The sequence below is a fragment of the Saccharopolyspora sp. NPDC047091 genome (genome assembly GCF_040643635.1).
Taxonomy (GTDB): domain Bacteria; phylum Actinomycetota; class Actinomycetes; order Mycobacteriales; family Pseudonocardiaceae; genus Saccharopolyspora_C.
The window spans coordinates 70,093-91,296 of sequence record NZ_JBEYUS010000015.1 but is presented as its reverse complement, the minus strand read 5'-3'; the positions used below and the strand labels follow the sequence as shown (position 1 = coordinate 91,296).

Here is a 21,204-nt window from a genome sequence, read left to right as displayed (position 1 = left end):
GATAGGGTGTGGGAGAGTAGGACACCGCCGACAATACTCATGAGGGGAACGCCCCGGAACCTGGTTCCGGGGCGTTCCTGCATTTCCAAGGCCTGGTTCCTGGGTGGTGGTGACACCTCCCGGGAGCCGGGCCTTCGTCATGTCCGGAGACGGGTTCGGTGCCAGGTCCGAGGATGCCACCGGGGTTAGAGTCGGCCGGATGAGTAATGGCGAGCACAGCGAACCGGACCTGAAACCACGCAGCCGCGACGTCACCGACGGGGTCGAACGGGCTCCTGCGCGCGGCATGTTGCGAGCGGTCGGCATGGGCGACGAGGACTTCGCCAAACCTCAGATCGGGGTGGCCTCGTCGTGGAACGAGATCACCCCGTGCAACCTGTCGCTGCAACGATTGGCGCAGGCGGGCAAGGACGGGGTGCGCGCGGCCGGCGGATTCCCGATGGAGTTCGGCACGATCTCCGTGTCCGACGCGATCTCGATGGGTCACGTCGGCATGCACTACTCCCTGGTGTCCCGCGAGATCATCGCGGACTCGGTGGAGACGGTCATGCAGGCCGAACGGCTCGACGGCTCGGTGCTGCTCGCCGGCTGCGACAAGAGCCTGCCCGGCATGCTGATGGCCGCGGCACGGCTGGGCCTCGCCTCGGTGTTCGTCTACGCGGGGTCGACGATGCCGGGGAAGGTGGACGGCCGAGAAGTGACGATCATCGACGCGTTCGAAGCGGTCGGTGCGTGCGCGCGGGGTCTCATCGGCGAGGACGAGGTGGAGCGCATCGAACGCGCCATCTGCCCAGGTGAAGGTGCCTGCGGCGGGATGTACACGGCGAACACGATGGCGTGCGCCGCGGAAGCGCTCGGCATGTCGCTCCCTGGCTCGGCGAGCCCGCCTTCGGTGGACCGGCGCCGCGACACGAGCGCTCGCGACGCCGGCCGGGCGGTGGTGGGCCTGCTGGAACGAGGGTTGACGGTTCGGGACATCCTCACCAAGGAAGCGTTCGAGAACGCCATCGCCGTGGTGATGGCGTTCGGCGGGTCGACCAACGCGGTGCTGCACCTGCTGGCCATCGCCCGCGAAGCCGAAGTGGACCTGCGGCTGGAGGACTTCAACCGGATCGGCGACCGGGTTCCGCACCTGGCCGACGTGAAACCGTTCGGCAGGCACGTGATGCCCGCGGTCGACCGGATCGGCGGCGTTCCCGTGGTGCTGAAGGCGCTGCTCGACGCGGGGCTGGTGCACGGCGACTGCCTCACCGTCACCGGACGCACGCTCGCCGAGAACCTGGCGGAGCTCGACCCGCCCGAGCTGGACGGGGAGGTGCTGCGGCAGCTGTCGAACCCGCTGCACCCGACGGGCGGCGTGACGATCCTGCGCGGTTCGCTCGCCCCGCAGGGCGCCGTCGTGAAGAGCGCCGGGTTCGACACCAGCACGTTCAGCGGGACGGCCCGCGTGTTCGACGGGGAACAAGGTGCGATGGACGCGGTCGAGCAGGGAACGCTGGGACCGGGGGACGTGGTGGTGATCCGCTACGAGGGTCCGCGCGGTGGGCCTGGGATGCGGGAGATGCTGGCGGTGACGGGCGCGATCAAGGGAGCCGGGCTGGGCAAGGACGTGCTGCTGCTCACCGACGGACGGTTCTCCGGCGGCACCACCGGCCTGTGCATCGGCCACGTCGCTCCCGAAGCCGCGGACGGCGGGCCGATCGCGCTGATCCGCGACGGCGATCCGATCCACCTGGACCTCGCCGCGCGGACCCTGGACCTCCAGGTCTCCGACGCAGAACTGACCGACCGCCGAGCCGCCTGGAGCAAACCTCGCCCGACGCTCCGCACCGGCGTCCTGGCGAAGTACGCGGCCCTGGTCGGCTCGGCCTCCGAAGGAGCCCCCTGCCACCCCACCCACCTGGAGTGAACGGACCGTTCGACCGATCTATCCGGACGAACGGGCCGTTCACCCGGCGCTCCAGAGCCCCGGCCACCGTCACACCCGGAGATGAGTGAACGGACCGTTCGACCGACTAGATGCGACGAATGGTCCGTTCACTTCGAAAGGTGGGAGCAACGGTCCGTTCACTCGGGAACGGGGAACGGGGGAACGGGGAACGGGGAACGGCGGGGCGTTCCGGGACAGCCCCCGCCGCCGGCCGCGCCCCGACTCGACGTGAGTGAACGGACCGTTCGCCCAACTAGATGGGACGAACGGTCCGTTCACTCCGAAAGCGTCGGACGAACGGTCCGTTCACTCGGGTCAGGTGGTGGGGAGCATGAGGATCGGCGCCGTCGTGGGCGCCGGTGAGCCACCCGCCGGTTCCACCGTCACGCCCAGGTGGGCGGTGTCGGGGGGCATGGTGGCGACGAGGGGTTCGGTGCCGGCCGCGGCGAGCATGCCCGCGGAGGTGGCGGTGCCGCCCGGTTCGATGAACCACACCTGGTAGGCGCGATCGTCGGGCGGCGGTGCCATGCCGCTCGCCATGAACATCGCCTTGCCTTGTTCGTGGGACAGCACGGTGGTGGCGCGCATCCCGCCCGGCCCGGGCATGTTGATCACCCGGGCGTCGGGGGCCTGCAACATGGCGGAGATCTCGGCTCCGCGCGCCCCGGCGGTGGTCATCCGGTCGCGGGCGGCGTCGAGTTCCTGCTGGGCGCGGACGGCGACGACGCCGAACACGGCGGCGAGGGCGACGCCGACGGCGGCGGCCGCGACGGAGAGCCGGGTCGCCCACGAGTACCGGCGGCGGCGCTTGGCGGCGTGCGCGGCGAGGTCGGCGGGCGGCGGCGGGTCCTGCCGGGTCTGGGCGATCTCGGCGAGCACCCGCTGCTTGAGCGTGTCGGGCGGCGTGGCGTGTTCGGCCGAGCCGAGCCGGGCCGCGGCTTCGCGCAGCTCCAGGACTTCGCGGCGGCAGTCCTCGCAGCTGGTCAGGTGCGCCTCGAACTCGGCGCGTTCGTCGTCGGGCAGCGCGTCGACGGCATAAGCGCCGGTCAACGTGGCCAGGTCGGTGCTCATCGGCCCACCCCCAGGCAGTCGCGCAGTCGGATCAGCCCGTCCCGCAGCCGGGTCTTCACGGTGGACGCGGGCGCTTCGAGCAGGCCGGCGGCTTCCCGGTAGGTGTAGCCGCGGTAGTAGGTGAGCAGCACGGATTCCCGCTGCAGCTCGGTGAGGGCGGTGAGGCAGCGCCGCACCTGCCGCTGCTCCCACCGGGTGGTGACGGATTCGCTGACCTCGTCGAACGGTCGGCCGTGCTGCTGGGCGCCGACGCGGGCTTCGCGGTCCCGCCCGGCTTGGGCGGAGCGGACGCGGTCGACGGCGCGCCGGTGCGCGAGGGTGAACACCCAGGTCTGCACGCTGCCGAGTTCCGGCCGGTAGTGGGTGGCGCTGCGCCACACCTCGACGAGGACTTCCTGCGCGACCTCTTCGGATTGGGCGGCGTCGCGCACCACTCGCTGGATCATGGCGAGCAGCGAGCCCGCGAGCAGGTCGTAGAGCTGCTCGAAGGCGCGTTCGTCACCTTTGGCGACCTCGGCGATGAGCGCCCGCGCGTCGGGCCCCTCGTCGGGCGGCGGTGTCCACCGCTGCGGTCTGGAGTGCGGTCGTTCCTGCATGCCGGGTCCCTTCACCGGGATCGTGCCGAGTGTGCACCGCCGCTGGTCGGGCGGCGTGGTCAGGCGGGTTTGCGGAAGCCGAGCTGCCACACGTCGAGGTACCCGGAGCGGAAGCCGGCTTCGCTGTAGGCGAGGTAGAACTCCCAGGTGCGGCGGAACCGTTCGCTGAAGCCGAGCGCGGCGATGTCGTCCCAGCGGTGCTGGAACGTGTCGCCCCAGGCCCGCAGCGTGGCCGCGTAGTCGGGCCCGAACGAGTGACGCCCGGTGCCGCGCAGACCGGTGTGGTCGCGCACGGTCTCTTCGATCGCTCGCAGGGAAGGGATCTCGCCGCCGGGGAAGATGTACTTGTGGATCCAGGTGTGCGAGCGGCGGCTGGCGAGCATCCGGTCGTGCGGCATGGTGATGGCCTGCAGCCCGATGCGGCCGCCGGGCACGAGCAGCCGGTCCAGCGCGGCGAAGTAGCCGGGCCAGTACTCGGAGCCGACCGCTTCGATCATCTCGACGCTGATGATCGCGTCGTAGCCGCCCTCCGCGTGCCGGTAGTCGCGCAGCTGCACGTCGACGCGGTCGGTGAGCCCGGCGGCGGCGATGCGCTTCTCGGCGAGCTCCTTCTGCTCGGCGGACAGGGTGAGGGTGGTGACCTGCGCGCCCCGCGAGGCGGCGCGGATCGCGAGCGCGCCCCAGCCGGTGCCGATCTCCAGCAGCCGGGTTCCGGAGCGGACCCCGGCGAGGTCGAGGACCCGGTCCATCTTGGTGCGCTGCGCGTCGGCGAGGTCGTCGGTGCCGGGCGTGAACATCGCCGACGAGTAGGTCATGGTCTCGTCGAGGAACGCGGCGAACACGTCGTTGGACAGGTCGTAGTGCCGTTCGATGTTGCGCCGCGAGCCGCTGGTGGTGTTGCGCTCCGCACCCGGTTTGGGCGCGTCGACCCAGCGCCGCAGGGTCTGCAGCGGTGCGGGCACCAGGTTCGCGAGGCGTTCGGCGAACGGGGTGAGCAGCTCCGCCGGGTCCGGGCTGTCCCACTCCCCGGCCACGAACGACTCGCCGAACCCGATCTTCGAGTCGGCGCCGAGCCGGTGGAAGAACGCGGCCGGGTCGAGGATCCGCATCAGCGGCGAGCCCGGCCCGCCCGCGCCGATCCGCTCCCCGCCGGCGAGGGCGACGCGGACCGGCAGGTTCCGCACCGCGTACCGGAACAGCCGTTCGGCGAAGTGCGCGCGCACCGGCGAGTGCGGGGCGGGCCCGATCGAATCCCACGGTCCCAGTTGGGTGGCGGGTTGGACGGTGATGCTCATCGGATGCCTTCCTGATGCAGGTGGGGACGTCGGGGGACGATGCGGAACCCGCGCAGCCACAACGAGATCCCGTGCTTGCGGATCAGCGCGGACACCCGCTGCGGCACCAGCGGGCGGCGCAGCGCGGCCCGCACCACCGCGCGGGTGGTCGCGGGTTCGCGGACTCCGGTGAACACCGCGGTCAGCAGCGGCCGGTGCTCGTCGCGCAGCCGGATCCGCAGGTGCAGGCGTTCGCCGGGCGGGCGGACCCGCATCTCGTAGCGGCCGTGCTCCGGCAGGAACGGGGACACGTAGAACTCCTTGCCCACCTCGGCCCGACCGGATTCGTCGGGGTGCAGCAGGTAGGCGTGCCGTTCCCCGTAGGTGTTGTGCACTTCGGCGACGACGCAGCGCACCGAACCGTCGAGCCGGTGGCACCAGTACACGGTGATCGGGTTGAACACGTGCCCGAGGACGCGGGCGTGCGCCAGCATCAGCACCCGGCCACCGTCCAGCTCGACCCCGCGCAACGTCAGCCAGCGCTCCAGGTTCTGCCGGATGCCGCGCCGCGGGTCGCCCAGGTGGTCGCGCGCGTCGAACCGCGCCAGCGGGCGCAGCCACCACGGCAGCCGGGGCAGCGCGTCCAGGTCGACCAGCCACGTGTACAGCGGATGCCGGAACCGGTTCCCGGCGTCGCCGTGCCGGACGTGCACCACGTCCCCGTGGTACAGCGCCGGAACGGCCGCGGCGCTCACCAGCCCGCCCCGAACGCCTCGGCGGCGCGCACCCCGCTGGCGCAGCCGTCCTCGTGGAACCCCCACCCGTGGTAGGCGCCGGCGAAGCGGGTGCGCGCATCGCCCAGCTCGGGCAGGTGTCGTTGCGCCGCAACGGAATCGGGCGTGTAGATCGGGTGCCGGTAGTGCATCCGGGCCAGCGCCCGCTCCGGGCGGACCCGGCCCGCCGGGTTCAGCGTCACCAGGTAGTCCTCCGGTTCCGCCAGCCGCATCAACCGGTTCATGTCGTAGCTGACCAGCACGTGCCCCGGATCGGCGGCGCAGCTCGGCTTGTGGTGGTTCCACGACGCCCGCGCGCCCGCCGCGCGCGGCAGCACGCCCGCATCGGTGTGCAGCCACGTCTCGTTCTCCGAATAGCCGAACGCGCCCAGCACCTTCGCCTCCGCCGGAGTCGGATCGGCCAGCAGCGCCAGCGACTGGTCGGCGTGGCAGGCCAGCACCACCCGGTCCACCTCGTGCACCCGGTCCTGCGCGTCGCGGACCTCCACCCGGCCCGGGAACCGCGACACGGACCGCACCGGGGTGCTCACGTGCACCGCCGACAGCCGCTGCGCCGCGCGCGACACGTACTCGGCGGAACCACCCGAGACGGTGCGCCACGTCGGCGAACCGCCCACCGACAACATGCCGTGGTGGCGCAGGAACTCGAACAGGTAGCGCGCCGGGTACCGCTTGCTCACCTCGAAGTCCGCCGACCACACCGCGGACACCAGCGGCAGCGCGAAATGGTCCACGAAGTACCGCGAGAACCCCTGACTCCCCAGGAAATCGCCCAACGTCACCGAGTCCGCCGACTCGCCCGGCTCGTCCAGCAGCCGGTTCGCGGCCCGGTGGAACCGGACCACCTGCGCCAGCATCGCCAGGTAGCGCGGGCGCACCACATTGCCGCGCTGCGCGAACAACCCGTCGAGCCGCCGCGCCCCCGCGTACTCCAGGCCGCACCCGTCGCAGGACACGCTCATCGACATCTCGGTCTCCGCGGTCCGCACCCCCAGCTCCCCGAACAGCCGAAGCAGGTTCGGATAGGTGCGCTCGTTGTGCACGATGAACCCGCTGTCCACCGGCACCACGCGCCCGTCCGCGCTGCGCAACCGGTGCGTGTGCGCGTGCCCGCCCAGCCGGTCGTCGGCCTCGAACAGCAGCACCCGGTGGTTGCGCTGCAACAGGTACGCGGCGGTGAGCCCGGAAACCCCGGCGCCGACCACGGCCACGGTGCCGCTCATCGCAGCTCCTCCTCGACGATCAGTGCGCGGGCGAAACGCCTCGTCAGCGCCTCCCACTCGGTCCAGCGGCGCAGCATGGCGTGGCCCGCGCCGGGCACGCGCACGTACGTCAACGCAGGCGGGGTCGGCAGCTGCAGCGCGCGGCGCGCGAAATCGGCCGACTCGGCGGGCGAGGTGACCCGGTCGGCGTCGCCGTGCGCGATCAGCACCTCGCCGCCCGCGAGCTGCTCCACCGGCTCGCCCGGCTCCACCCACGGCGCCAGCGCGCACACCCCGCGCACCCGCTCCTCGCCCGCCAGCCGCAACGCGACCCGGCCGCCGAGCGAATGCCCGACCAGCAGCACCCGGGCGCCCGGGTGCTGCTCCTCGACGCGCCGCAACGCCCACCGGGCGTCGGCCAGCGCGTCCAGCCGCGGCTCGTTCCAGCCCCGGACCCGGTTGCGCAGCAACCACACGTGCACCGCGCTACCCGCCGCGGCCCGCCGCACCGACCGCGCCACCGCGTGCATCCGCTGGTAGGCGAGCTGATGGGTGCGCACCGGTTCGTCGCTGGTGGCGCGCCCGCCGTGCAGCACGAGGACCACCGTCCGCGGCTCGTCCGCGCGGGACCGCAGGACGCGCACCGACGGCCGCCGCTCGTGCCTCCCCGGCGGATCTCCGGGACGCTGCTGGATCTGCATGTCCCCGGTTCGGAACACCACCCGAACCGGTTTGGTCGATGTGCGTCGGATCACAACGACCGATCCGCGGGTGGCCGCGCTCCGAACGCACCGCAGCAGACCAAGGAAGGGGTTCGTGTGTCCGAACAGCGCAAGCCGCGCGGAGCGGCCCACCGGATCGAACGCGCCGTGCGCGACCTCATCGGCATCCCGCTGCCGGTGGGGCTCACCGCCTGGGACGGCAGCACCGCAGGACCCGAGGACGGGCCGCGCGTGGTGCTGCGCAACCGCCGCGCCCTGCGGCACGTGCTGTACCGGCCCGGGGAGCTCGGCCTCGCCCGCGCCTACGTCAGCGGTGACCTCGAAGTGCGCGGCGACCTCACCGACGGGCTCCGCCGCTGCTGGTCGGCGATCCGTGCGCAGCGCACCCGCGCGGTGCGGTTCGGTCCCGCGCAGTGGCGGCGGCTGCTGGGCGAAGCCGTCGCGCTCGGCGCCGTCGGACTCCGGCCCGCGCCGCCCGCCGGGGAGGCGAAGCTCGCGGGCAGGCTGCACAGCCGGTCAAGGGACCGCGCGGTGATCGCCCACCACTACGACACCGGCAACGAGTTCTACGAACTGCTGCTCGACCCCAGCATGGCCTACTCGTCCGGGTACTGGACGGGGGACGGCGCGGACTACGGGCTCGCCGAAGCGCAGCGGGACAAGCTCGACCTGATCTGCCGCAAGCTGCGGCTCGGCGACGGCGACCGGCTCCTCGACGTCGGCTGCGGCTGGGGATCGCTCATCCTGCACGCCGCCCTGCACCACGGGGTGCACGCCACCGGCGTCACCCTGTCGGCGCAGCAGGCCGCGCACATCCAGAGCCGCATCGACGAGCTCGGCCTCCGCGGGAAGGTCGACGTGCGGCTGCAGGACTACCGGGAGATCGACGGCGAACCGTTCGACGCCGTCGCCTCCGTCGAAATGGGCGAGCACGTCGGCGAAGCCCAGTACCCGGTGTACGCGGCCACCCTGCACCGCATGCTGCGGCCCGGTGGGAACCTGCTCATCCAGCAGATGTCCCGGGCGGGTGACGCCCCCGGTGGCGGCGCGTTCATCGAGGCCTACATCGCCGCCGACATGAGCATGGTGCCCATCGGCCGCACCCTCGACCACCTCGAACGCGCCGGGCTGGAGGTCCGCGACGTGCAGGCCATGCGCGAGCACTACACCCGCACCGTCGAAGAATGGGCGCGGACGCTCGACCGCGACCAGGAGCGGGCCGTCGCGCTGCTCGGAGCCGAACAGGTCCGCATCTGGCGGCTCTACCTCGCCGGTGGTGGACTCGCGTTCGAGGAGAACCGCATGGGCGTCAACCAGATCCTCGCCACCAAGACCACAGTGGACGGACGAGGTGCCGCCACCGCGCTCGCCGGAGCCGCCCGATGAACGCCTTCCTCGTCGCCCCCGCCGCGGCGCTGGCCACCGTGCTCGTCACCTACGGCATCGCCCGGTGGCGCAAGCGCTACGACACCATCGACTCGGTGTGGGGAGCCGGATTCGCGGTGATCGCGCTCTGCTGCGCGTTCACCGGAACCGGGTCCGCCGCCGGGTGGACCGCCACCGCGCTGACCGTCGTGTGGGGGGTGCGGCTGTCCACGCACCTGCACCACCGCAACTCCGGCAAGGCGGAGGACAGCCGCTACCAGGAGATGGCGCAGCGCTACGGCGAGCGGGTCGGACTGCTCATGTTCCTGCGCGTGTACCTGGTGCAGGGGCTCGTGATGTGGTTCGTGTCGCTGCCCGTGCAAGCCGCCATCGCCTTCCCCGGCGAGCTCGGAGTGCTCGGCTGGGCCGGGGTGGTGGTGTGGCTGCTCGGATTCGGCTTCGAGACCGTGGGCGACGCGCAGCTCAGCCGGTTCCGCGCCGACCCCGCCAACTCCGGGCGCGTCCTGGACCGCGGGCTGTGGCGGTACACCCGGCATCCCAACTACTTCGGGGACGCCTGCGTGTGGTGGGGGCTGTACCTGCTGGCCTGCCACAGCTGGGTCGGGGCGGCGACGCTGCTCTCGCCGCTCGTCATGACCTGGCTGCTCGCGCGCGGCACCGGGAAACCGCTGCTGGAGAAGGGGATGCGGGAACGGCGGCCCGCGTACGCCGACTACGTGGAGCGCACCAGCGGGTTCCTGCCGTTGCCGCCTCGGCGGTGATGGTGGGGGCGGGGGCCGGGGTTCTGGTGAGTGCGGGGCTGCGGTGTGAACCTGGATCCGCCGCGGTGAGTTCGGGTCTGCGGTGCGCCCGGACCTGCGGTGCGCCCAGGCCGGGACACCGAGGCTCCGGTAACCCGGGCCGGGGGCCTGGGGCGAGCCTGCCGTGAACCCGAGCGGAGGTCACCCGAGCGCGGTCAGTCCAGGTGGTGCAACGCCGCCGCCACCAGGGTCTCCACCCCGGCCGACAGGGTCGGGTGCAGCTGCGGGGCGAACTGCGGCGAATGGTTCGACGGCACGTCCTGCTCCGCCGTACCCGCCTCCGACGCGGCCGCGAAGCGCTCCGCGTCCACCCCGCCGACGAACCAGAACACCGACGGCGCCCCGCACGCCGCACCGAACACTCCGAAGTCCTCGCTGCCCGTCACCACCGGCGCCGGATGCACTCGCCGCTCACCGAAGACCTCGCGGAACCGGGCCGTCAACGACTCCGTGGCCGCCTCGTCGTTCACCGTCGCCGGGTAGGAATCGACCTCCGTGAACTCCGGTTCGCGCGGAGCGCCCGCGGCCGCCGCCTCCGCGCGCACGATCCTGCGCACGGCCTCGTGCACCCGGGTCCGCACCGGCTCCGCGAACGACCTGATGCTCAGCTGCAACTCCGCCTCGTCCGGGATCACGTTGTCCTTGCTGCCCGCGTTCAGCGCGCCCACCGTCACCACCGCCGACTCCGTCGCCGCCACCTCGCGCGACACGATCGTCTGCAGCCGCAGCACCGTCGCCGCCGCCAGCACCACCGGATCCACCGTCGTCTCCGGTCGCGAACCGTGGCCGCCGCGGCCGAACATCCGCACGTGCACCGAATCGCTCGCCGACATCGTCAACCCCGGGCGGGTGAACACGTGGCCCGCGGGCATCGGACCGACGTGCTGGCCCAGCACCACGTCCGGCGTGCCGAACCGGTCGAACACGCCGTCCGCCACCATCGCCTGCGCGCCGCCGCCGTGCTCCTCCGCCGGCTGCAGCACGAACAGGACCGTGCCCGACCACTCCTCCCGGCGGCCCGCCAGCACTCGCGCCGCGCCCAGCAGCCACGTCACGTGCATGTCGTGGCCGCAGGCGTGCGCCACCGGCACCCCGTCGTCGGTGACCTCCGTGCTCGCGTACTCCAAGCCCGTCTGCTCCCGCAGCGGCAACCCGTCCATGTCGGCGCGCAGCAGCACCGTCGGACCGTCGCCACTGCGCAGCACGCCCACCACGCCGGTGCCGCCGATGCCCGTGGTCACCTCGCAACCCGCCGCGCGCAGCGCCCGCGCGCCCACCTCGGCGGTGCGGTGCTCCGCGAACGCCAGCTCCGGGTGGCGGTGCAGGTCCAGGTAGCAGTGCTCCAGTTCGGGCAGTGCTTTCGCCAGCTCGGGGAACGGACCCGCGGTCATGCATCGACTCCCTCGCGTTCGGTCACCGCGAACGACCCGCCGCGGCGTCAACACCGTCCCCCGCCACGACGGCCGTGGCCAGCCGGGGCGGTGCGACCAGCTCATCACCGGCACCCCCGACCCCACCACCGGATGTGAGTGAACGGACCGTTCGTCCAGCTCTACTGGACGAACGGTCCGTTCACTCGGGATCCGCGGTGGCCGGCCGGTTCCGGTGGCGGTGCCGGGGGCCGCCGTCGGTTCGTTCCCGCCCTCTCGGTGGATGGCGGGAGTGAACGGACCGTTCGTCCCATCCGGTCGGACGAACGGTCCGTTCACTCGGTTTCGGGTGCGGTGGGTGCCGTGCCGGGACGGGCGTTCCGGCATTCGGCGGATCTTCGCGGTGCGACGGCCCGGCGATGGCGGGCGAAACGGACATTAGGGCAAGATCGGATGCGGGGTGAGGGCTCGTATGATGATCTTGAAACGACTGGGAGGTCGCGTTGGTGTTCAAGAAGATGCTGCGGGCGTTCGGAATCGGCGGCCCCACCGTCGACACGGTGTTCTCCGAACCGCACGTCCAGCCGGGCTCGACCCTCTCCGGTGAGGTCCGCGTCACCGGAGACGACGAAGTCGACATCGAGCGGATCGTCCTCACCTTCGAAGCCCGCGCCGAGGTGGAGCGCGGCGACGAGCAGCACGACGCCACCATCGAGTTCCTGCAGGTCGTCGTCGCGGAGGGTTTCCACGTCAGCGACGGGGAGCACAAGGTGATCCCGTTCGCGATCCCCGTCCCCGCCGAGATCCCGATCAACGTCGTCGACGGCACCCAGCTCCCCGGAGTCGAACTCGGGGTGCGCACCGAACTGGTCGTCGCGAAGAGCGCGGACAAGGGTGATCTGGACGGGCTGTTCGTGGTCCCGCTGCCCTCGCAGTCCAGGGTGCTCGACGCGTTCGGCGCGCTCGGCTTCCAGTTCAAGTCGACCGACGTGGAGATCGGGCGGCTGCACGGCATCGACCAGCAGCTGCCGATGTTCCAGGAGATCGAGTTCTTCGCACCCGAACAGTACCGGGACCGCATCAACGAGGTCGAGCTGACCTTCGTCGCCGATGCCGAGGGCCTGCACGTCGTGCTCGAAGCCGACCGCCGCGGCGGGCCGTTCCGCTCCGGCGAGGACGCGTTCGGGAGGTTCCGCCGCAGCCACGGCGAAGCCGAGCAGACCGACTGGGTCGCGGAGGTGACCCGCTGGCTCGAGGAGGCCGCCCAGCGCGGCGGCATGTTCGGCGGTGGCCACCCCGAGCAGCACGAGCACTACGAGGAGCAGCGCAGCGGTCCGGGCTGGGGCGGCGTCGCGGCAGGGGCCGCGCTGGGAGCGGGCGCAGGCGTCCTCGGCGGCATGGCGCTGGGCGAGGTGCTCGACGACGACGGCGAGGGCGAAGAGGACTGAGCTCGGGTGGAGTGAACGGACCGTTCGTCCAACTAGACGGGACGAACGGTCCGTTCACCCACGTACCTCCGGGCAGGTGGGCGCGGGCCGGCGCCGACACGCCTCCCCGCCCACCGCCACACCGAGTCCGGAGCGAACGGACCGTTCGTCTCGCTGGATCGGACGAACGGTCCGTTCACTCAGATCACGCGGTCGCGGTGATCGGCATCGCTGCGGCCCCCGGAGGCGGCTTCGGGCATGAGTGAACGGACCGTTCGCCCAACTAGACGGGACGAACGGTCCGTTCACTCATGCGCAGGGGCGGCGGGTCAGAACTCCCGCCCCGTCAACATCCGCGTCAACGCGGCCAGCTCCGCGGCAGGCCCCGGGTCGAGGGCGGCCGCGTCGAGGTGGTGCAGCGCCTCGGCCTCCAACGTGGCGATGTGCCCGCGGCTCCACTCCCGCGCCCCGGAGTCCGACACCAGCCGCGCCGCCCGCACCGCGTCCTGGTCGGACATCTCCCGCGAGTACAGCTCGCCGAGCTCCCGCCCGGCGGCCGTCCCGGAGTTCAACGCGGCCACCACGGGCAGCGACTTCTTCCGGTTCCGCAGGTCGGAGTGCACCGGTTTCCCGGTCACCACCGGATCCCCCCAGATGCCGAGGATGTCGTCGACCAGCTGGAACGCCAGGCCGAGCCGGTAGCCGAACCGCCGCAGGTGCTCCACCCGTTCCGGCCCGGCACCGCCGAAGAACCCGCCGAGCGCGCAGCTGCACCCGAGCAGCGCCCCCGTCTTCGCCCCGACCATCGTGAGGCACTCGGGCAGCGCCACATCGGTGCGCCGTTCGAACGACATGTCGGAGCTCTGCCCGTCCACCAGGTCGAGCACGGTGGCGTTGAGCTCCTTCAACCCGGCGAGCGACGCCGGATGCCCGCTGCTGGTGAGCACCTCCGCGGCGAGCGTCAGCAGCGCGTCCCCGGCGAGGATCGCCGGACCGGACCCGAACACCCGCCAGGCGGTGGGCCGGTGCCGCCGGGTGAGGTCACCGTCCATCACGTCGTCGTGCAGCAGCGAGAAGTTGTGCACCAGCTCCACGGCGACCGCCGCGGGCAGCACCTGCCGCGTCTCGGCGCCGACGCCCCGCCCGGTGAGCAGCACCAGGGTGGGCCGGATCGCCTTGCCCTGGTCCTCGTCGACCGGTGCACCGTGCTCATCGCTCCAGCCGAAGTGGTGCCCGACGATGCGCTGCATCGACTCCGGCAGCGATCCGACCGCGGCGCGCAGCGCCGGATCGAGCAGCTCCCGGCCGGTGCGCAGCGTGTCGGCCACCGTCCGTCGTGCCTCGTCCACATGTGCGGTCATCTGCGCGGCTCTCCTTCACCGGGTGGTCTCGACGTGTTCGAGCACGCCGAGCGCGTCGGGGACCAGCACCGCCGCCGAGTAGTAGGTGCTGACCAGGTAGGACGTCACGGCGTGCTCGTCCAGCCCCATGAACCGCACGTTCAGCCCGGGTTCGTGCTCGTCGGGGATGCCGGTCTGGCGCAACCCGACGACGCCGTTGTCGTCGGCGCCGGTGCGCATCGCGAGGATCGACGTGGTGCCGGCCTCGGAGATGGGGATCTTGTTGCTGGGCAGCATCGGCACCCCGCGCCACCCGGTGACCCTGGTGCCTTCGACCTCCACCATGTCGGGGAGCACGCCGCGCCGGTTGCACTCGCGGCGGAACGCGGCGATGGCCCGGGGATGCGCCAGCACCAGCCGGGTCTTGCGCCGCTTGGAGAGGAGTTCGTCGAGGTCGTCGGGGGTGGGTGGGCCGGTGCGGGTGTGGATGCGTTGGGAGAGGTCTGCGTTGTGGAGGAGTCCGAAGTCGGGGTTGTTGAGCAGGTCGTGTTCTTGGCGTTCGCGGAGTGCTTCGATGGTGAGCCGCAGCTGCTGCTCGGTCTGGTCCATCGGCGTGCTGTACAGGTCGGACACCCGGCTGTGCACGCGCAGCACCGCTTGGGCGACGGCCAGTTCGTACTCGCGTGGCGAGGTCTCGTAGTCGACGAACGTCCCGCCCAGCATCGCTTCCCCGCTGTGCCCGGAGTGGATGCCGATCTCGGCTTCGCCGTGCTTGTTCTGCGTCTTCACCGGACGCGACCGCACCTCGTCGAGGTGGGCGCGCAGCCCGTCGGCCCGGCCCGCGGTCTCGGCCAGGACGTCGCCGCGCAGCTCCAGCACCGTGCACGGCGTGGCGGTCTTCACGGTGTTCGGCCACCGCGATTCCGGGTCGAGGAGCAGCCCGGAACCGGCGTGGTCCCCGTCGGCGAGGATGCCGAGCACCGCGTCGTCGCCGTACTCGCCGCGGGTCAGCTTGTGCGCTTTCCCGTGCGCCAGCAGCAGGATCCGGTCCACGGGTGCGCCCGCTTCGGCGAGGACCGCGCCGGCCTCGTACTCGCGTTGCACGAACCGGTCGGCGAGCGCACCGAGCACCGCGGCGTCGTCGAACTCGCGCAGCGCGGGCAGTTCCCGCAGTTCCTGCGGCACCACCTGCACGTGCTTCCCGGTGCTGACGAACGTGATGCGCCCGTCGCCGAGGGTGTAGGTCAACCGGCGGTTCACCCGGAAGGTGCCGGAGCTCGCCTCCACCCACGGCAGGGTGCGTTGCAGCCAGCGGGACGTGATGCCCTGCATCTGCGGCGGGGTCTTCGTCGTGGTCGACAGGTTCCGCGCCGCGTCGGTGCCCAGGCTGAGCGCGGGGCGAGTGCCGGAACCCGCGTCCGTGGGGTCCTCGGTGTGGGTCTCGCGGGTCATGCAGTCACCAATCCCGTTGTCGTTGCTGGAAGAACCGGGCCGGGAGGCGGCCCGGGGTACTAGCCGGGCGCCCGGCGCAGGAAGCGCTCGTCCGGACGCCCGGGTCGGCCGAGCGCGCGGCGCACCCGGCGCGGCCGGTCTCCGGTGCCCGCGTAGCGGCCGGTGACCGAGACCCACCGCAGCTCGCCCGCCATCCACTGCTGCATGCCGCGCACGTAGCGCTCCAGCCGTGCGCAGCAGGCCGCATCGAGGTCGAATTCGCCGCTGAGCGCGGGAAGTTCCCAGTGCGCGACCGACTCGAACCGCCGCAGCCGCGCCGTGCACAGGTCGTCGGTGAGCGACACCGCCTGCTGCGGCCGGCAGCCGAGGAACGCCGCCACCGCCGCCACCACGTTCGGCGCCCGCGTCGTGCCGGGAGCCGCCCGGTACCGGAACAGGTCGTGGCGCAGGGCGCTGACTTCGGCGAACGTCTCGACCAGCACTCGCATCGGGGTGGCGGTGAACAGCTCGGCGGGCAGGTCTTCGGCGTGCCGGTGCCGCAGCAGCGCGGCGGTGAACTCGGCGCCGCAGCTGCGCCGCCGGGACGCGAGCAGCACCAGCGGATCGGGCGTCTCCGGCCCGTGCACCTCGGCGAGGCGGTGGTCGAACCGTTCCGCGAGCCGCACCGCGAATTCGCGGCGTCGCCGCGGTTCCAGGCCGCCGGTGGTGCGACGCCACAGGTCCAGCAGCGCCCGCTCCCACGGTTCCCGCGGTTCCGGTGCACGGCGGAGCAGTTCCGCGAGCCGGTCCCGGAATCCGGTGGTGCGTGCGAGCAGGTGGTCGTCGGCGTACCAGGACCACACCTGCCAGTCGGCGGCCGCGTCCAATTCGTCCGCCGCCGCATCGGGTTCGGTCAGCGCCGCCAGCAGCGCGTAGTCCGCGGCGTCGAACGCGGCGGCCGTCCACGGCTTGACGCCGTGCAGCAGACCGTGCTCCCGGGCCCACTCGCGGGTGTGCCGCCGGGCCGCGTCCAGCCCCGGGTTCCGCCGGGTGTCGAAGGGCATGAAGAACTCGGGCAGCCGCACCTGGTTCGAGGTGCGCCGCGATGCCGGTCGCGGTGGCCCGGCCGTCGGCACAACGGTGTCCGGCCGGCACGCCAGCAGGCCAGCGGACCAGTCCCGCAGGCCTTGGACGTAGCGCAGCACCGCGTCGCGCTCCGCCCCGTCCGCGCATTCCGCCAGCAGCGCGGGAAGTTCCGACCCGGTGAGCTCCTCGAACCGGTGCGCGCGCCACGCCAGCAGGTCCTCGAGCATCGCCAGCGCGCGCGCCCGCGACTGCCCGAAGTGCCGCTGCAGCACCACGACGCTGTCGGAGAGCTCGGCCCGCGGCTCTTCCGGAGCACCGGCGCGCCGGGTGCGCAGCAGCACCACGTCGCAGAACGCGTCGTGCACCGCGCGGAACTCGGCACTGCCCGCGACCTGCCGCGGAATCCGCACCCGCAACCCGTAGGCCACCAGCCGCGCCGCCCACGGGCCGGGACCGCTGGTGCGGCCCGCGCCCAAGTGGTCGATCGGGTTGGGCACCCGGGACACCGCCGTCCCCGCCGATTCGGCGGCCTGCCCGCGCAGCAGGTCGATCAGCGCGGCATCGACCTGCCGCCGCCACGACGGCGCCACCCGCGCACGCAGGTCGCGCAACGCCCTGCCGACGGGATCGGCGGCGTCCCGGGATTCGGCCGCACCGGTCACGACCTCGTGCAGCCCCGCCACGTAGCGCTCGGCCACCGCACCCGAGCAGCGCCGGACGTGCCCGCGCACCGCCGCCGCCCACACCTCGAAACAGGCGATCAGCGCCAGCTCCGCGCCGGGCACGTCGGGATGGGTCCAGGCGGCGAGCAGCACCTGGTCCCGCACGGCGGCCGCGGTCACCCCGGAACCGGTGGCGTCCGGCGGGTGCGCCACCGGGCCCGGGGATTCCCGACCCGGAGCGCACCCGACCGGGTCTGCGCCGGCAGAGTGCGGGGAGCTCGGGTTCCCCGCGTCCGCGTTCCGGCGAGGACCGGATAAGTCCTCATCGGACGTCAGCAGGCCCTGGTCCCGCGCCCACCGTGCGGTGAGCGCGTGCGCGCGATCCACGTGCGGGTTCAGCCGTGCACCGCACGGTGCACCGGTGCCGGGGATCTCCAAGGCCCGCATCCCGGGTCAGCCCTCGCGCCCGATCTCGACGTGCTCCAGCACGCCGAGCGCATCCGGGACCAGGACCGCGGCCGAGTAGTAGGTGCTGACCAGGTACGAGATGACGGCGCTCTCGTTGATGCCCATGAACCGCACCGACAGGCCCGGCTGGTACTCGTCCGGGATGCCGGTCTGGTGCAGGCCGACCACGCCCTGGTTCTGCTCCCCGGCGCGCAGCAGCATGATCGAGGTGGTGCGGGTGTCCGACACGCCGATCTTGTTGCTCGGCAGCAGCGGGACGCCCCGCCACGCCGGGACCTGGTGGCCCTGGAAGTCCACGTTCTGCGGGTACAGCCCCCGCTTGCTGCACTCCCGGCCGAACGCGGCGATCGCCCGCGGGTGCGCCAGGAAGAACGTCGGCTCCTTCCACACCGTGGAGAGGAGTTCGTCGAGGTCGTCGGGGGTGGGTGGGCCGGTGCGGGTGTGGATGCGTTGGGAGAGGTCTGCGTTGTGGAGGAGGCCGAAGTCGGGGTTGTTGAGCAGGTCGTGTTCTTGGCGTTCGCGGAGTGCTTCGATGGTGAGCCGCAGCTGCTGCTCGGTCTGGTTCATCGGCTGGTTGTAGAGATCCGCGACGCGGCTGTGCACGCGCAGCACGGTCTGGGCGACGCTGAGCTCGTACTCGCGGGGGCTGAGCTCGTAGTCCACGTAGGTGCCGCCGAGCACGGGCTCGCCGCTGTGCCCGGAGTGGATGTCGATCTCGGCTTCGCCGTGCTCGTTCTGCGGTTTGCCGGTGGACGTGTCGACGCCCGCGAGGTGCTGGCGCAGCGGCTCGGCCGCGTTCATCTCCTGCAGGCTCTGGTGCCGCAGCGCCAGCACGGTGCCGGAGGTGACGGCCTTGATGGTGTGGCCCCAGGTGCCGTCCGCGTTGAGCAGCGCGGACTCGCCGAAGTACTCGCCGTTGGCGAGGACGCCGAGCACCGTGTCGTCGCCGTACTCGCCGCGGCCGAGCTTGTTCACCTTGCCGTGCGCCAGCAGGAAGACCTGGTCCACCGGCTGCCCGGCCTCGACGAGGACGTCGCCGGGCTCGAAGTTCTGCTGGACGAACCGGTCGGCGAGCGCGCCGAGCACCGACTCGTCGTCGAAGTCGCGCAGCAGCGGCAGTTCGCGCAGCTCCTGCGGGATGACGCGGACGTCGGCGCCGGTGTTGGTGAAGGTCACCCGTCCGTCGCCCAACGTGTAGGTGAGCCTGCGGTTGACCCGGTAGGTCCCGCCGGTCGCCTGCACCCACGGCAGCATCCGCAGCAGCCACCGCGAGGTGATGCCCTGCATCTGCGGTGGGGTCTTGGTCGTCGTCGCGAGGTTCCGCGCGGCGGCCGTGCCCAGGCTCAGCTGCGGCCGCTCGTTCTCGTCGACACCCGAATCCGCCACGGTCACGACGTACACCACCTAATCTTTCGTTCGAGTTCTGGGAAAAGCGCCCGAATGCTCCGGTGGAGCGGGCGTGCTCGACCGCGGCGGGCATCGCTGGCCGCCGTGCCGGTGCGTTCGGACGACCCGGCCCGGTCGGGACGCGGGGTCGCCGATCAGCCGGTTCGAGGGGAACAGGCTGATTCTTCGACTGGTTTTGCTTGGGTTTTCCGCTTGGTTTTCGCGTGAATGGAAAGACGCCGACGTGGAAACCGGGCATCGGCTAATTACGTGCTCATTTCCTGGCGGAGAAGACGCTAGCACCGCCGGATGGGGCCGTACAGTCACCCGAAGGTGCTAAGGATGGCTGCTCCAGTGGCGGGCGGGACTCATGTCACCGACGATCACTCGTTCCGCCTATTGCGATCACAGGAAGTAGTTGCAGTTGGAATCAGTACGGCGCTTTCTGGTCGTTCCGCGAACGGATACCCCCGTTTTCCCGCGGGTGGGATTCACGCAGTGCGCGACGTGCTGCTCCGGCCGGGCGAAGTGCGGGGCGGTCGGTGGGAACCCGTTGCGGACTGCTTGGATCGATGCAGTAGCGTTCACGATAAACCCGGCCTTGTCGAGGCGAATTCGGCATTCCTGAAACAATCCCGAAAGGCGTCGTGCGGTGCTGGGCGGGGAACGGTGTGGCGATCAGAACGGGGTGGTCTCGCGACCGGCTTCGCGCGCGCGTCCGCGCTGCCGGCCGGGGGAAGGAGGAGGTCCGGATGCGGTGGAACCTGCGGCTGGCTGCGGCCAACCGGGGCATATGGAAAGCCGGTGACCTGCAGCGCAGGCTCGCCGAACGGGGAATGGTGATCTCCGCGGGCAAGATGTCCGCGCTGTGGTCCGGGCAGCCCGGGAGCGTGAAGCTCGCCGACCTGGACGTGCTCTGCGTCGTCCTCGACTGCGGAGTCGACGAGCTGCTCATTCCGCAGCCCGAGCAGGTCCGGGTCGTCGACGGGGCCGGTGGCGCCGGGGCCGGGTGAGCGCCTGGATCCGGATCGGTCGCCGGGTCCTCCTTCGCCGATCGCGGCGGGTTCCCTTCTTCGCGGATGAGCCGGGCGAAGCGCCGTGATGATTCCGGGGCGTGCGCCTCGCAAAGTCGAATCGCATTGTTCCGGATATTTCGGATCTCGGCCGTTGTGCGGATTTCCACCCGAGGGCGGGTGACCGGCGTTCCAGTGACTCAGCGTGGAGGGCGGACCGGGGTTCCGGTGGTGCTTCTCCGCGCGGGTCGAAGTGCGTTCTCCGGTCGAAAGTCCCGGGCTCCGCGCGTCCAAAATGGACTTGCGATGCCGGTGCCGACTTCCGGATCGGGGTCCGCCCGTTCTCGGCGGCGGTACCGTCCGGTTCAGCTGCGGAGCGTCAGGGTAAGAGGCAAGATCCACCCGATCGGGTAGTGGATTCTGATCGATCGAGCGGCATTTCGGCGGAACGTTTCCCGGGGGACAGCCGGATCGCTATCAGTGGGGACTTCGACGAGATCAGGAGGAGTTCGATGCTGGGGTTCGGAAAACAGGTTCACCGGGGAGCGGGCAGGTGGGCGGGCGCCGTGCCGCGCCCGCAGGCGCCACGCCGCAGGCGAGCGCTGCTCTCGCTGTGCTGCGGATTGGCCGTCGTGCTCGTGCCCGCCGCGCCGGTCCATGCGGCACCCGCCCCCGACCGGCCGGAACCGTGCACCGGAGTGCACGCCGGTGACGAGCGCTGGGGTCCGGCGGTGCTGCCCCGGCCGTGGCAGGAACCCGTCGGACCGCTGCTGACCGGCTACTCGCGCAGCGGGAACCTCGCACCCGACCGGTTCCTCGCCGAGTACTGGGACCCCGACGCGGGCAGCTGGAAGTACCCGCCGCAGGACGGGTTCGAGACGCGCCCCGACGGGCGCGCCGACAAGGACGTCGAAACCCTCGACGTCGGTGACGAACTCGACCGCTTCGGGTCCGAGTACGGTTCCTTCCTCGCGCCGGCCGGCGACGACTACGCCGAACGTTCGCTGCCACCGCAGAGCCTCACCACGCGGGAACCCGGATTCCCCTGCGGATACCACCGCTACGAGGTGGCACGGCCCTTCACCGTGTGGGAAGGACCCATCGCCGCCTGGTTCGCCCAGCCCGGCGGCGGCACGCAGATCCTGCTCGATCCCGCGCTCCTCCAGCCGGGCGAAGGGCAGCGGCTGAACGTCCGGTGGTTGCTCTCCAACGGCTACCTCAAGCCCGCCGACGATCTACGGTAGTC

At 71.8% G+C, this 21,204-nt stretch carries 17 protein-coding genes; 6 read left to right on the top strand and 11 right to left on the bottom strand.

Annotation, left to right across the window (positions count from 1 at the left end; genetic code table 11):
* Window positions 1-199 precede the first annotated feature (199 nt).
* A complete protein-coding gene (gene ilvD, locus ABZ805_RS10045) occupies window positions 200-1,909 on the top strand; it encodes a dihydroxy-acid dehydratase (protein ID WP_358437118.1) in 1,710 nt (569 codons plus the stop codon).
* Window positions 1,910-2,245: 336 nt separating this feature from the next.
* Here the strand turns inward: ilvD and ABZ805_RS10040 are convergent, their stop codons facing one another.
* Genes ABZ805_RS10040 through ABZ805_RS10015 form a run of 6 tightly spaced genes read right to left on the bottom strand, consistent with a single transcriptional unit; the run spans window position 2,246 to window position 7,589 of the window.
* On the bottom strand, window positions 2,246-3,001 hold the full coding sequence (locus ABZ805_RS10040) for an anti-sigma factor (protein ID WP_358437115.1): 756 nt from the start codon (window positions 2,999-3,001) through the stop codon (window positions 2,246-2,248).
* A complete protein-coding gene (gene sigK, locus ABZ805_RS10035; protein ID WP_358437112.1) occupies window positions 2,998-3,597 on the bottom strand; it encodes an ECF RNA polymerase sigma factor SigK in 600 nt (199 codons plus the stop codon). The genes ABZ805_RS10040 and sigK overlap by 4 nt, the downstream gene beginning before the upstream one ends.
* A gap of 59 nt (window positions 3,598-3,656) precedes the next feature.
* Window positions 3,657-4,892 (bottom strand): cyclopropane-fatty-acyl-phospholipid synthase family protein, encoded by a 1,236-nt coding sequence (locus ABZ805_RS10030; protein ID WP_358437109.1) that lies wholly within the window; start codon window positions 4,890-4,892, stop codon window positions 3,657-3,659.
* Window positions 4,889-5,629 carry a DUF1365 domain-containing protein gene (locus ABZ805_RS10025; RefSeq protein WP_358437125.1) on the bottom strand — a complete coding sequence of 247 codons (741 nt, stop codon included), beginning with the start codon at window positions 5,627-5,629 and terminating at the stop codon, window positions 4,889-4,891. The genes ABZ805_RS10030 and ABZ805_RS10025 overlap by 4 nt, the downstream gene beginning before the upstream one ends.
* Complete coding sequence (locus ABZ805_RS10020) at window positions 5,623-6,888, bottom strand: FAD-dependent oxidoreductase (protein WP_358437107.1); 1,266 nt, start codon at window positions 6,886-6,888, stop codon at window positions 5,623-5,625. Before ABZ805_RS10020 ends, ABZ805_RS10025 begins: the two co-directional genes overlap by 7 nt.
* A complete protein-coding gene (locus tag ABZ805_RS10015) occupies window positions 6,885-7,589 on the bottom strand; it encodes an alpha/beta fold hydrolase (protein WP_358437104.1) in 705 nt (234 codons plus the stop codon). Before ABZ805_RS10015 ends, ABZ805_RS10020 begins: the two co-directional genes overlap by 4 nt.
* A gap of 96 nt (window positions 7,590-7,685) precedes the next feature.
* On the opposite strand from ABZ805_RS10015, the gene ABZ805_RS10010 reads away from it, so the two are divergent.
* Both ABZ805_RS10010 and ABZ805_RS10005 read left to right on the top strand, forming a co-directional pair.
* Window positions 7,686-8,975 (top strand): cyclopropane-fatty-acyl-phospholipid synthase family protein, encoded by a 1,290-nt coding sequence (locus ABZ805_RS10010; protein ID WP_358437102.1) that lies wholly within the window; start codon window positions 7,686-7,688, stop codon window positions 8,973-8,975.
* On the top strand, window positions 8,972-9,736 hold the full coding sequence (locus ABZ805_RS10005) for a DUF1295 domain-containing protein (RefSeq protein WP_358437099.1): 765 nt from the start codon (window positions 8,972-8,974) through the stop codon (window positions 9,734-9,736). Before ABZ805_RS10010 ends, ABZ805_RS10005 begins: the two co-directional genes overlap by 4 nt.
* A 194-nt stretch (window positions 9,737-9,930) precedes the next feature.
* On the opposite strand, the gene ABZ805_RS10000 is transcribed toward ABZ805_RS10005, so the two are convergent.
* Entirely contained in the window at window positions 9,931-11,166 is a 1,236-nt protein-coding gene (locus tag ABZ805_RS10000) for an amidohydrolase (RefSeq protein ID WP_358437096.1), read from the bottom strand.
* A gap of 485 nt (window positions 11,167-11,651) precedes the next feature.
* Here ABZ805_RS10000 and ABZ805_RS09995 point away from each other — a divergent pair, with 485 nt between their 5' ends.
* Window positions 11,652-12,593: a sporulation protein gene (locus tag ABZ805_RS09995; protein ID WP_358437094.1), complete on the top strand. Its 942-nt coding sequence runs from the start codon at window positions 11,652-11,654 to the stop codon at window positions 12,591-12,593.
* Window positions 12,594-12,901: 308 nt separating this feature from the next.
* Here ABZ805_RS09995 and ABZ805_RS09990 read toward each other — a convergent pair whose 3' ends face one another.
* The 4 genes from ABZ805_RS09990 to ABZ805_RS09975 form a co-directional block, all read right to left on the bottom strand.
* The gene (locus ABZ805_RS09990; protein ID WP_358437091.1) at window positions 12,902-13,933 is read right to left on the bottom strand and encodes a family 2 encapsulin nanocompartment cargo protein polyprenyl transferase; all 1,032 of its coding nucleotides are present in this window, start codon (window positions 13,931-13,933) and stop codon (window positions 12,902-12,904) included.
* Window positions 13,934-13,948: 15 nt separating this feature from the next.
* A complete protein-coding gene (locus tag ABZ805_RS09985) occupies window positions 13,949-15,364 on the bottom strand; it encodes a family 2B encapsulin nanocompartment shell protein (RefSeq protein ID WP_358437088.1) in 1,416 nt (471 codons plus the stop codon).
* Between the two features lie 59 nt (window positions 15,365-15,423).
* On the bottom strand, window positions 15,424-17,304 hold the full coding sequence (locus ABZ805_RS09980; protein ID WP_358437085.1) for a hypothetical protein: 1,881 nt from the start codon (window positions 17,302-17,304) through the stop codon (window positions 15,424-15,426).
* Window positions 17,305-17,544: 240 nt separating this feature from the next.
* A complete protein-coding gene (locus ABZ805_RS09975) occupies window positions 17,545-18,951 on the bottom strand; it encodes a family 2B encapsulin nanocompartment shell protein (RefSeq protein ID WP_358437122.1) in 1,407 nt (468 codons plus the stop codon).
* A gap of 746 nt (window positions 18,952-19,697) precedes the next feature.
* On the opposite strand from ABZ805_RS09975, the gene ABZ805_RS09970 reads away from it, so the two are divergent.
* A complete protein-coding gene (locus tag ABZ805_RS09970; RefSeq protein ID WP_358437082.1) occupies window positions 19,698-19,958 on the top strand; it encodes a helix-turn-helix transcriptional regulator in 261 nt (86 codons plus the stop codon).
* A gap of 566 nt (window positions 19,959-20,524) precedes the next feature.
* Window positions 20,525-21,202, top strand: a complete 678-nt coding sequence (locus tag ABZ805_RS09965) for a TNT domain-containing protein (RefSeq protein ID WP_358437079.1) — start codon at window positions 20,525-20,527, stop codon at window positions 21,200-21,202.
* The last annotated feature ends 2 nt before the right edge of the window (window positions 21,203-21,204 follow it).